Annotated in this window: 9 protein-coding genes; 6 read left to right on the top strand and 3 right to left on the bottom strand. The window is 63.8% G+C overall.

The features are described 5' to 3' along the window. Positions 1-27 precede the first annotated feature (27 nt). Together VVT58_RS18460 and VVT58_RS18455 are read left to right on the top strand one after the other, a co-directional pair. Entirely contained in the window at positions 28-711 is a 684-nt protein-coding gene (locus tag VVT58_RS18460) for a TorF family putative porin (RefSeq protein ID WP_327752394.1), read from the top strand. Positions 712-799: 88 nt separating this feature from the next. Beyond that, positions 800-2,011, top strand: coding sequence for a hypothetical protein (locus VVT58_RS18455; protein ID WP_327752392.1), 1,212 nt, complete (start codon positions 800-802; stop codon positions 2,009-2,011). A gap of 114 nt (positions 2,012-2,125) precedes the next feature. Here the strand turns inward: VVT58_RS18455 and VVT58_RS18450 are convergent, their stop codons facing one another. Both VVT58_RS18450 and VVT58_RS18445 read right to left on the bottom strand, forming a co-directional pair. After that, complete coding sequence (locus VVT58_RS18450; protein ID WP_327752391.1) at positions 2,126-3,421, bottom strand: dihydrolipoamide acetyltransferase family protein; 1,296 nt, start codon at positions 3,419-3,421, stop codon at positions 2,126-2,128. 1 nt (position 3,422) lies between these two features. Next, positions 3,423-5,765 (bottom strand): transketolase, encoded by a 2,343-nt coding sequence (locus VVT58_RS18445; protein WP_327752390.1) that lies wholly within the window; start codon positions 5,763-5,765, stop codon positions 3,423-3,425. A gap of 126 nt (positions 5,766-5,891) precedes the next feature. On the opposite strand from VVT58_RS18445, the gene VVT58_RS18440 reads away from it, so the two are divergent. Beyond that, positions 5,892-6,365 (top strand): Lrp/AsnC family transcriptional regulator, encoded by a 474-nt coding sequence (locus VVT58_RS18440; protein WP_087576095.1) that lies wholly within the window; start codon positions 5,892-5,894, stop codon positions 6,363-6,365. Positions 6,366-6,446: 81 nt separating this feature from the next. Here the strand turns inward: VVT58_RS18440 and VVT58_RS18435 are convergent, their stop codons facing one another. Beyond that, on the bottom strand, positions 6,447-7,787 hold the full coding sequence (locus VVT58_RS18435; RefSeq protein ID WP_087576096.1) for an anti-phage deoxyguanosine triphosphatase: 1,341 nt from the start codon (positions 7,785-7,787) through the stop codon (positions 6,447-6,449). A gap of 201 nt (positions 7,788-7,988) precedes the next feature. Between VVT58_RS18435 and VVT58_RS18430 the strand changes: the two genes are divergently transcribed. From VVT58_RS18430 to VVT58_RS18420, 3 genes are all read left to right on the top strand, one after another. Then, on the top strand, positions 7,989-9,185 hold the full coding sequence (locus VVT58_RS18430) for an AAA family ATPase (protein ID WP_066563674.1): 1,197 nt from the start codon (positions 7,989-7,991) through the stop codon (positions 9,183-9,185). A gap of 59 nt (positions 9,186-9,244) precedes the next feature. After that, positions 9,245-10,336 (top strand): ParB/RepB/Spo0J family partition protein, encoded by a 1,092-nt coding sequence (locus VVT58_RS18425; protein WP_327752389.1) that lies wholly within the window; start codon positions 9,245-9,247, stop codon positions 10,334-10,336. Positions 10,337-10,703: 367 nt separating this feature from the next. Further along, a complete protein-coding gene (locus tag VVT58_RS18420) occupies positions 10,704-11,909 on the top strand; it encodes a replication initiator protein A (protein ID WP_327752387.1) in 1,206 nt (401 codons plus the stop codon). The last annotated feature ends 106 nt before the right edge of the window (positions 11,910-12,015 follow it).

The following is a 12,015-nucleotide window of genomic DNA, read 5'->3' as shown; positions in this document are numbered from 1 at the left end:
CTCATGAATGGCGCGTTCGAGACATTCATGAGTTTACGGCCTAAGGGTTGCGCCCTGCTGCTGACCGCCCATCTTTTCGCCACCCCCGCCGCCGCGCAACTGGGTGGCAGCCTGACCCTTTCCAGCCAGACCCGGCTGCGCGGGCAGCCGATCAGCGATCATCGGCCCGTCGCGGAGCTGGAAATGGTGCATGACGGTGACGGAGGCTTCTATCTCGGCGCCGCGGCGGCGCTGGTCGCGACGCGCGACGAAGGGCTGAAGCCATTGTCCTTCCGGCCCTATGCCGGGTTGGCAAAGCGCCTGTCGGATGCGGCGACGATCGATGTCGGCATCGTCCAAAACCGCTACAGCAGCTATTCCGCCATCAACGGCGGCGGCAGTTATACCGAAGCCTATGTCGGCATCGCCGGTCGGCATGTTTCCGGCCGCCTTTACCTGTCACCCGCCTATTTCCGCAGGGACGCGCCGACGCTCTACATGGAACTGAACGGCCATCTGGGCCTTGCCCGCAATTGGACGCTGGTCGGCCATGCCGGGCGGCTGACCTTTTTGAAGGATCGGCCGGACAGCTATGCGGGGGACGCCACCGACTGGCGTTTGGGCCTGCGCCGCCGCCTTGGCCGGGTCGATCTTGACGTCGCCTGGACCGGTCAGGATGGGCAGCATGGCGCAGAAGGCGCGCTGGTGATCGCGCTGGCCTTCGCCCTTTGAACCACCGGCGGCGGCAGCGGCACAAAGGCTTGCCATGCCCGTCCATGCCGCCCGTCCGACAATGGTTCCGCTTTTCCGGCGTATCCGCATGAGCCAGGCGCCGCGCTCAGGCGCCATGCTGTGCGTCGGCGCCGCCGCGCTGCTGCTGGGCGGGCTGGCGATCGGCATGACCCGTGCCTGGGTCGACCGCCATCTGCTCCCCGACATTCTCGTGCCCAGCGACTGGCTGATGACGATCGTTCAGATCGAGCGGCTCATCCTGATGGCGCTCGCCCTTGTCCTGATGTTCACGCTGCGCTGGATCAGGGCCGGACGCGGCGACAGATTGTGGCGCGGGATCGTCATAGGCATGGCCGTACTGCTGGCCTTGCCCGCGAGCGAGGTGATCCTGCAATGGAACTCCGGGCGGAAAGGCCGGCCATGGACTCCGGGCGATGAGCCGCTGCGCCGAGTCGATCCGCTGCTCGGCTGGGTCTATGTCCCGTCGCGCCGCGTGGCCGACCCGGAATATGCGTGGCGGCCGCACTATCAGATCGACAGCCATGGCTATCGGGTCGCTCCCGGCGCGCCGCCGCTCGACCTGACAGCGCCCTCGATCCTGTTTGTCGGGGAATCGATCATGTTCGGCAAGGGACTGAACTGGCGGGATACGCTGGCGGGAAAAGTGCAAGGGTCGAGCGGCATCCAGAGCGCCGATCTGGCGGTCAACGCCTATTCCGTCAGCCAGAGCTTTCTGCATCTCCAGCGCGAACTCCCGCGCTTCCGGAATCCCAGGGCGGTGGTCTTCCTGTTCTCGCCCAGCCTGATGGTGCGCGACCTCGACCATAACCGGCCCTGGATCGACAGCGCGGGGCGTTGGCACGCGGCAGAGCCGAGCTGGGCGCTCGGCCATCTGGGACGGGTGCTCTTTCCCTATCATGGCGCGGCCGCCATCAATGAAGCCATCGCCAGCGACCGCCGCCTGTTGAAGGCCGCGGTCGCGATGGTGCGGGCGCGCGGCGCCCGGCCGCTGATCCTGGTGCCCGTGTTCCAGCCCGAAGGCGCGCGCGAACTCGCCCTTGGGAGGGCGATTTTCGGCAACGGCGCCATTCCGCATCTTATGGTGCCGCTCGCCCCGGACTGGCGGCTGCCGCGCGATTCCCATCCTGACGCCAGGGGTCACGCCGCGATGGCCCGTGCGATTCTTCACGAGTTTGAAGGGCCGGAATCCCTGACTGCCCCGGCCGTTCACCGGCAATCTCAAACCACCCTCGGGCGCGGATCCGATCCTCTCACTGGAGCGCGACGGATAAGTCCGTGAGCGCCACTCGACCATTTGGCATTATCCCTAAGCCGCCGGGTGATCCGCGTTTGGAACCGCGTCGCCCCTCCGGTTCGGCATAAGAGCGCTGTCCTCCTCCCGGGCTTTCGTCCTTCAGGCCAAGATGCGCACCGGCTCTTCCACCAGGGCGCGTAGTGCCTGCATGAACCGAGCCGCGACCGCGCCATCGATGGCGCGATGATCGAAGCTGGCAGTCGCGGCGACTATGGTTGCAAGGCCGATCTTCCCATCGACCTTCCATGGCTGCTCGACGCCCGCGCCAACGCCGAGAATTAACGCCTGTGGCGGATTGATGACGGGAAATATCTCATCGATCCCGAACATGCCGAGATTGGAGATGGACGCGGTGCCGCCCTGATATTCCTCGGGCAGCAACTTCCCGTCGCGCGCCTTGATGGCGAGCATCTTGCTGGCCGTTGCGATGGCGGAAAGCGAGAGCGTGTCCGCACCTTGGATCACCGGCGTGACGAGACCGCCATCGATCGCCACAGCCATCGAAATGTCGACGCGACCGAAGCGATGCAGTTCGTCGCCACCGAACTGCACGTTCGCATCCGGCACCTCGACGAGCGCGAGCGCCATGGCCTTTATCAGCATGTCGTTGACGCTGAGCTTGACGCCGCGTGAGGCAAGGCCGGCGTTCAGTTCACCCCGCAATTTCAGCAACGGATCGAGATTGCAACGCGCCGTCAGGTAAAAATGCGGAACGGTCTGCTTGGCTTCGGTGAGCCGCCGCGCGATCGTCTTGCGCATCGAGCTGAGCTTGACCGATTGCGCCGGGACGCCTGCAGGGGGGCTCGCGATCGCGGGCGCCGGTTGAACGGCGATCGCCTGGGGAACGGCGTCGGGTCGTGACGTAACGAGTGACCCGATGCCAAGGTCCGCTCGAACAATGCGGCCATTGGGCCCCGTCCCGCTAATGCCGTCAAGGTTGATTCCCTTGGCCCCGGCGATGCGAAGGGCAAGCGGGCTGACCTTGACCCGTTCGGCAGGCGACAGGCGGGCACGCGGCGCGGCCACTTCCGGCGCATGCCTGGGCTGGACAGGGGCTTGAGCGGGCATGGACGCCACCGGGGTGGCCTCGACGGGCCCGGCAGCGGCAGGAACCGGAACCGCCTGCTTGAGCACGGGCTCCGGAACGGCGTCGCCGGATTCGGCGATCAAGGCTATGACCGTCCCGACCGCGACGTCGTCTGTGCCTTCGGCGATGACGAGACTTGCGATGCAACCTCCATCGGCTGCCTCAATCTCCATCGTCGCCTTGTCGGTTTCGACTTCGGCGACAGGATCGCCGGGCTTCACCATGTCGCCTTCGGCCACCAGCCATCTTGCGAGCGTGCCTTTTTCCATCGTCGGCGACAGCGCCGGCATCTTGAGTTCGATCGGCATGTCAGTTCCCCAGAAAGAGTTCGGCAGCAGCTTCGACGATGGCGTCGCTGTCCAACCGATAGGCATGATAGAGGTCCGGCAAGTCGCCGGTCTGGCCAAAGCTATCCGTGCCGAGCGGGCTGACCCGCATCCCCTTGACGCCGCCTAGCCAAGAAAGGGCGCCGGGCGATCCGTCCAGGACCGTCACAAGCCCAGCCCCCGGCGCGAGCGCGGAAAGGAGCATTTCGGCATGGCAAGGCGTTACCGCCCCTCCCGACCAGCGCGCCGCACGGCGTGCCGACCAACCACGATGCAGCAGGTCGGGCGAGGTGACGTTGAGCAGGCCTATGCCGGGGATGTCCTCGGCGAGTTGCTCCCACGCCGCCATCGCCTCTGGCGCGACCACCCCGGTGAAGACGACAGCGGCCTCCGCGCCCTCGGCGGGCCGTCGCAGCCAGTAGCCGCCCTTCAGCGCATCGACTTCCCAGCCATCATCGTGACGCGCGATCTGCGGGATCGACCGGGTCGAAAGGCGCAGATAGACGGAACTGCCGTCGGGCCGCTGCATATGATCGAAGGCCCAGCGCATCATCGCCGCCAGTTCGTCCGCGAAAGCCGGTTCGAAATAGGTCAGATTGGGCTGGCCCATGCCGATGAGCGGCGTGTTGATCGACTGGTGCGCGCCCCCCTCGGCCGCCAGCGAGAGCCCGGACGGCGTGCCGACCAGCAGAAAGCGCGAGTCCGAATAACAACCATAGTTGAGCGCATCGAGGCCGCGCGCGATGAACGGATCATAGACGGTGCCGACCGGCAGCAGCCGTGTGCCAAAATGTGGCGCGGCCAGCCCCAGCGAGGCGAGCATGATGAAGAAATTATTCTCCGCTATGCCCAGTTCGATGTGCTGGCCGGCGGCATGCTGCGTCCATTTCTGCGCGGAGGGAATCTTCGCCTTGTGAAATACATCGGCCAGTTCCTGGCGGCGGAACAATCCCCGTTGATTGACGAAGGCGCCCAGATTGGTCGTCTGGGTGACGTCAGGCGCAGTGGTCACGATGCGGTCCGCCAGTTCCTCGCCGGACTTGGCGAGATCGAGGAGGATGCGGCCAAACGCCGCCTGCGTCGACTGGTCGGCGCCCTCGGGCGTCGGCAGGCGCGCGGGAACAGGAACGGCAGGCGCGACCGGCTCCGGCTTCACCTTCGCGACCGGACTTCCGGCCACGAACGCCTTGAGTTCGGCTGCCGCATTGTCGCCAAGGCCGCCCCACGGCGCCCATTCCTCGCCTTCCTTTATGCCCAGGCTGGCGCGGAATTGATCCATCTGCGACGGGTTCATCATCCCGCTATGATTGTCCTTATGGCCCGCCAGCGGCAGCCCATGGCCCTTGACCGTATAGGCGATGAAAAGCGTCGGCCTGTCGTCCTGGGCGCCGTCGAACGCATCGATCAGCGTCTCGATGCAATGCCCGCCAAGGTTCGTCATCAGCCGGGCCAGCGCCTCATCGTCGAAACTGTCGAGCAGCTTCCTGACGTTCGGCTTCTTGCCGATGTCGGCGGTCAACCGCTCGCGCCAGGCCGCGCCGCCCTGATAGGTCAGCGCCGCGAACTCGGCATTGGGGCAATTGTCGATCCATTCCTCGAGCGCCCTGCCACCGGGACGGGCAAAAGCCGCCTGCTGCATCTTGCCATATTTGAGCGTGACGACCCGCCAGCCGCAGGTCTCGAAAATATCATCGAAGCGGCGGAACATGCGGTCCGCCGTCGTGGCGTCGAGCGACTGGCGATTATAGTCGACGATCCACCAGCAATTGCGAAGATCGTGCTTATACCCCTCGATCAGGCATTCATAGATATTGCCCTCGTCAAGCTCAGCATCGCCCATGAGGGCGATCATCCGCCCGGCATTCTCCTCCTTCACCTGCCCATGCGCGATCAGATAATCCTGAACCAGGCTGGAGAAGGCGGTCACGGCAACGCCGAGACCAACCGATCCGGTCGAGAAATCGACGGGGATCTTGTCCTTGGTGCGGGAAGGATAACTTTGGACACCATTAAGCCCACGAAATTTCTGCATGCGCTCAAGGGTCTGATTGCCGAGCAGATAGTGGATGGCGTGCAGGACCGGACCGGCATGCGGCTTGACTGCAACCTTATCCTGCGGACGCAGCGCATAAAAATAGAGCGCCGTCATGACCGCGGTCAGCGACGAACAGCTCGCCTGATGGCCGCCTACCTTCAATCCGTCGCGCTTGGGGCGGATGTGATTGGCATTGTGGATCATCCAGGACGACAGCCAGAGAAGGCGCGTCTCCAAATGCTCCAGAGCGCTGACCGTGTCATGCCGTGAATGGGAAATTGTCGAATCCATATGCTGTGCCCCGATGTGAGAGAAAAGGCATAGCGTAGGAAAACGGGGCATGTCCTTGCGAAGAATTGCTGTATCCGAATTCACTTTAGCTGATTATGCTTGTTTTTAGATTTTTGGAGACAGAATATGCCCTATGTGGAAATGGACGCGCTCGATTTCCGAATTCTCGCCGAACTCCAGGCCAACGGTCGCATGTCGAATCAGGAGCTGTCGGAAAAGGTGGGCCTTTCCCCCTCCCCTTGCTTGCGGCGGCTTCGGCACCTGGAGGATCGGGGTGTCATTTCGCGCTATGTTGCACTGGTGGATCCCGCTGCCGTTGGTTTGTCGGTCACGGCGTTCGTCCGCGTTCGCCTCGACCGGCAAGATGACAAGCACCTCGAAATTTTCGAGAATATGGTCTCGGGTTTTCCGGAAGTCATGGAATGTTACCTGATGTCCGGAGACGCCGATTATCATCTGCGCGTATTGGTAGGATCTTTGAGCGAGTTCGAAACATTCCTCAGGGCCAAGCTTACCAAGATCGCGGGTGTGGCCGAAGTCAAGACAAGCTTTGGCTTGCGCCAGGTGGTTTATCGAACGGAATTGCCGGCGCAGGTTTAACAGTCTCTTTGGGTCGGAACATCACCCGATACAAGATCCTGTTCGCACATGGCATACCCGGCTCCGGCAGCCGTCGCGCCATCAGAACTGGTCGAAAATCGACCCCATGCGCGGACTGAAAAGCCGGTCATAGGCTTTGAGCAAGGCGCCGTCGGTCATGCCCGCAATATAGTCGCAAATGACCCTGGGCACATCCTCCCCCGCCCGGACCAGCGCCAGTTGTTCGGCGGGCAGCAACGTCTCCGGCTCCGACGCCAAGGCCTCGAAGACCGAGACGACCATTTTCTGCCCCTTGAACTCCAGTTGCTGCACCCCCGCGCTCTGGATCACGGCCCGATAGACCGCGTTCTTGAGCGCGCCCAGGAACCGCGCCGGCCCTTCCAGCATCCCGGCCCGATAGCGGATCAGCGGTTCCTCAAATTCCTCCAGCGTTTCGATGCGGCAATGGGTGATCAGATGGTGGACCATCCGGCTGATGCAGCGCTTGCGTTCGCCGCCCTCGCCAAAGAGCGTCCCGACCAGCTTCTCATAGACATTATTCTCGGACTCGCCGGGATATTTCTGCTTCAGATGGACGAGGAAGGAGGCGCATTCCTCCTCCGGCACCAGCGAGCGGAAGGCCTCTTCGCTGATCAGGCGCAGCGCCAGCGCATCCTCCAGGTCATGGACGCCGAAACCGATATCGTCGGCCACATCCATGATGCTGCAATCGAAGGATTTATGGATGGCCTTGTGATGCTGGCCGGTCTGCGGCCGCAACGCCGTGAACGCCTCCCGGTCGGCGCTCGACAGGGGCGCCAATATCCATTGCACCACTTGCCTCTCGCTATCGAGATAGCATTTGGGCGGCTTCGATGCGGCGCGGTCGATGATGCGGATGGCGGTGGGCTTGTCGTTGAGCCGTGGCGCGCAGGCGGGATTATAGGCCTGCGAGAAGGGAACGGGATATTTGAGAACCCCCAGCAGCGTCCGCCGCATGAGATTGGCCCCTGCCCCGGCGGAGAATTTCTCCAGGCGCGAAAGGATGCGCAGGGTCTGGCCGTTGCCCTCGAACCCGCCCGCCTGCCGCATGCAGTAATTGAGCGCGACCTCGCCGCCATGGCCGAAGGGCGGATGGCCCAGATCATGGGTGATGCCGATCACCTGGATCAAACTATGGTCGGGCAGGTGAGGAATGGCCGGATGGTCCGCGAAATCCTGCCGGAACTGCCGGGCGATCCCGCCCGCGATCTGGGCGACCTCCAGCGAATGGGTCAGCCGCGTCCGGTAGAAATCGCTGTCCCCCAGGTTGAGGATCTGGGTCTTGCCCTGCAATCGGCGGAAGGATGCGGAATGAATGACCCGCGCATAATCGATGTCCGCTTCGTTGCGGGCATCCTCGCTCTGCGCCTTCCAATTTTCCTGCCGATCGTACCAGCTCATATGGTGTCGTTCTCCGACGAATCCGTCTGCCGGTCACGCATAGCCCGAACGCGGCCCCTTGTCCCGGTTCGCTGGCAGAAAATGGCTTCATTATCCACCCTCGGCCCCGATCCGCATCTCAAATCCCCCTCATTTGCCAATTTGAAGGATTTATGGCACATCAATCCGGAACAAGCTTCAACTTCGCGCGTGAGGGCACAAATGAACGCAGTGGTAACCCAGATCGGGGATCTGGCGGAGGCCGGCGAAAAGATGGTCGAACGCCTGCGCCGCAAGGCTTTTCTGCCGGATAGCCGCAAGGAACTCAATATCCGCTTCGGCATTGCCGAGGCGGCGCAACTGCTTGGCTGCTCGACGAATCGGATTCGCATGGCGGAGGAGGATGGCCGCCTGCCCCCTGCCCCGCCGACCGAAAATGGACGCCGCCCCGGCTACAAGGTGGAAGAGCTGCTGAACATGCGGCAGGTGCTGGGCGCTTCGCCCGAACGCGCCCCGATGGACGTGCCCGCGATCATCGCGGTCCAGAATTTCAAGGGCGGCGTCGGCAAGTCGACCGTCACCACCCACCTCGCCCATTATTTCGCGGTCCAGGGCTATCGCGTGCTGGTGGTCGACTGCGACAGCCAGGCGACGACCACCACCCTGTTCGGCTTCAACCCGCATTTCAACATCCAGCGGGAAGAGACGCTCTACCCCTATCTGTCGATCGACCCGACGCAGGTCGACCTGCTCTATGCGGTCAAGCATACCGCCTGGCCCAATGTCGACCTGATCCCGTCCAACCTGGAACTGTTCGACGTGGAATATGAGCTGGCGGCGGCGGGCAGCGACGGCGGCTCCGTGCTGGCGGCGCGCTTCCGCAAGCTGAAACAGGGGCTCATGGACCTCGCCCGCCATTATGACGTGGTGCTGCTCGACCCGCCGCCAGCGCTCGGCACGATCAGCCTGGCGGTGATGCAGGCGGCGAACGCCCTGCTGGTGCCGCTGGCGGCGACCACGCCCGATTTCTGCTCGACCGTCCAGTTCCTCTCGATGATGGATCAGGTGATCGGCCAGCTCCAGCAGGCGGGGATCGAGGTCGACTATCATTTCGTCCGCCTGCTCTGCTCGAAATTCGACAGCAACGATCCCAGCCATTCTATGGTCCGCGCCATCATGGAACAGAGCTTCGGCCCTGCCCTCCTTCCCATCCCGATCCTCGACAGCGCGGAGATCAGCCATGCGGCGCTGCGCATGATGACGGTCTATGAGCTGGAAAAGCCGATCGGCACGCCGCGCACGCACAAGCGCTGCCGCGCCAATCTGGACGAAGCCATGGGCCAGATCGAGGCGCTGGTGCGCCAGGGTTGGGGCCGCGTCGCCCCAGCGCGGGAGGAGGACATTGTCAATGCGGCATAAAAGTCTGTCCTACACGCATATGTTCACCATATGTTCCCGATTCGGGAAAGGGGAATGTCATGGCGCGTAAACAATCCGATTATCTGGCGGCGCTTCTGTCGGACGAGCCGGAGGCGGCCACGCCCGCGCCCGCCGAACCGGAAACGGCGCAGACGCCCGTGCCGCCCCCCTCCCCTGCCCCGGCTGCACCCCGCCAGGACCGCGCTCGTGGCACGACCTTGCTCGGCCGCGAATCCGCCCTCGCCCGCCTCGCCTCCGGCGAAGTGCGCCAGGTCACGCAATTGCTGCTCGACCCAGCGAGGGTGCGCATCTGGCGCGGCAATGCCCGTCTTTACGCGCATCTCAATGAGGAAAATTGCCGCGAACTGATCGATTCGATCATCGCGGAAGGCGGGCAGAAGGTGCCCGCCGTGGTCCGCCGGATCGAGGATGACCCGGATCATGATTATGAAGTAATCGCTGGCACCCGCCGCCACTGGTCGATCAGTTGGCTGCGCGCCAACAGCTATTCGGACATGATGTTCGTGGCGCAGGTCGCGCAACTGGACGATGAAGCGGCCTTCCGCCTTGCCGACCTCGAAAACCGCGCGCGCAAGGACGTGTCGGACCTGGAACGCGCGCGCAACTATGCCGAGGCGCTCAAGGCCCATTATGGCAGCCACCTGACCCGCATGGCCGAGCGGTTGAAGCTTTCCAAGGGGTGGCTCAGCAAGATGATCAAGGTGGCGGGCATAGAGGACGCGGTCATCGACGCCTTCGCCTCGCCAGCCGACGTGCAGTTGAAGCCGGCCTATGCGCTGGCCCAGGCTCTGGACGATCAGAAGGCGGCGCCTGCCATCAATGCCGAGGCAGGACGCCTCGCCTCCGAGCAGCGCGCCTTGCGGGCTGCGGGCGCGTCCACGATCCCGGCGGCGGAAGTGCTCAAGCGTCTGCTCGACGCCCCACGCGTCGCGCAATCCGCGCCCAAGGACGAGCCCTTCACCTGGAACACCCGCTATGGCCGCCCGGCGCTGACGGTGCAGTCGGTCAACCGCCAGGGCATCACCATCCGCCTTCATGCAGGGTCGGGCGCGGATATGGAGACGCTGGCGACCGCCTTGCGCGACACGCTCGAACATCTCGAACGCCAGGGCATAGGACTTCAGCGCTGATGGAAAGCGGGGGGAAGGATAGAGGGCCGGTCGAGCTGGCTGCATTTCCCCTGCCCTTTGTTTCCCCGGGGAAACAGCTCCCCCACGCCTGCCTCTCCCCCCAGGAAACCTCTCCCCCGTTTCCCCGGGGAAACACCCGCCCCCGCTCGATCGCTCTGCCAAACAAAACCGCCCCCTCCACAAAAATGGCACGGCGGCCGATCATCGCGCCACCAGCGCGGCGGAACCCGCCCGCCCCGGCGCAAAGCCCCTGCCCTTCCCACTTCCTTTCCACCCCACCAACTCGTTCACGGTATCGCCCCGCCGACACCGCTCCGCTTGCCTCCACCCCATTCCATGGGCTGCCGCTCATCTTCAGGATCCGCCCATGACCCGCGCCGCCAAGACCGAGGTCACCGACCAGTTCGAACTCTTCCTCCCCTATATTGCGGACATGCCGCTGCGCGACCAGCGCGAGATGATGGAGCGCCCCTTCTTCAGCCTCGCCAAGTCGAAGCGGGTCAAGCCGATCGACTATACCTCCCCTGACGGCAAGGCCTGGGTCCATGTCTCGGCCAATCCGGACTATGGCATGGCGACCATCTGGGATGCCGACATATTGATTTATTGCGCCTCGGTCCTGGCGGACATGGCGCGCCGCGGGCTCAACGACATTCCGCGCAAGCTGCATCTCATGCCCTATGACCTGCTGCGCGCTATCCATCGCCCGACCACAGGCCGCGCCTATGAACTGCTCGGCCAGTCGCTCGATCGCCTCGTCTCCACCACGATCAAGACCAATATCCGCGCCGAAAACCGCCGCGAAGCCACCTTTAGCTGGCTCGACGGCTGGACCCAGTTGGTCGACGAACGCACAGAGCGCTCGCGGGGCATGACCATCGAACTCAGCAACTGGTTCTACGAAGGCGTGCTGATGCAGGGCGGCGTGCTCAGCATCGACCGCGCTTATTTCGACCTGACCGGCGGCCGCGAACGCTGGCTCTACAAGGTGGCGCGTAAACATGCGGGCGGGGCAGGGGAGGGGGGTTTCGCCATCTCGATGCCGACCCTGTTCGAAAAGTCCGGGGCCGAAGGCGCCTATCGCCGCTTCAAGTTCGAGATCGCCAAGATAGCCGAACGCGACCCCCTGCCGGGCTATACGGTCGAACTGGAACAGGCCGACGGCAAGCGCGAGCCGTCGCTGCGCATGCGCCGTCGCCCGCTGGCCGATCCCCTGCCCAACGCCACATCGGCTCCGCGGACAACCGCAGAGACGCGATCCGTGAACAACCGCAGGTCGACGGCTATATCAGCCTCTTCCCCCGCTCCCGCCGGCAAAGAGCCCCTCGTCGATGCCGGCGACATGATCCGCCGGACCTTGGCCGGGCTTTCCGCCAAAGCCAGTGCCGGGGAACTCACAAATGCGACGCTGGCAACCCTGCGCGCCGAATATCCCGGCTGGGATTATCAGACGCTCCATCAGGAATTCCGCGACTGGCTGGACGCCGATCCCACCCGCACGCCAGTCAATTATCAAAAGGCGTTCATCGGCTTCGTTCGCCGCTTCCACGAAAAGAACCGGCACCGCCTCTAGGCCGTAAACACTTTGCTCTTCGCTGAATAGCGGTTCCCAAAGATCAAGTCGGGTTTTCCTGAAACACTCCGGCATTACGGCATTACGGCATCGCTGGAACGATCGA

Origin of the sequence: Sphingobium sp. SJ10-10, from assembly GCF_036038995.2 — a bacterium.
Lineage (GTDB): Bacteria > Pseudomonadota > Alphaproteobacteria > Sphingomonadales > Sphingomonadaceae > Sphingobium.
This window is presented reverse-complemented; position numbering and strand designations above follow the sequence as displayed.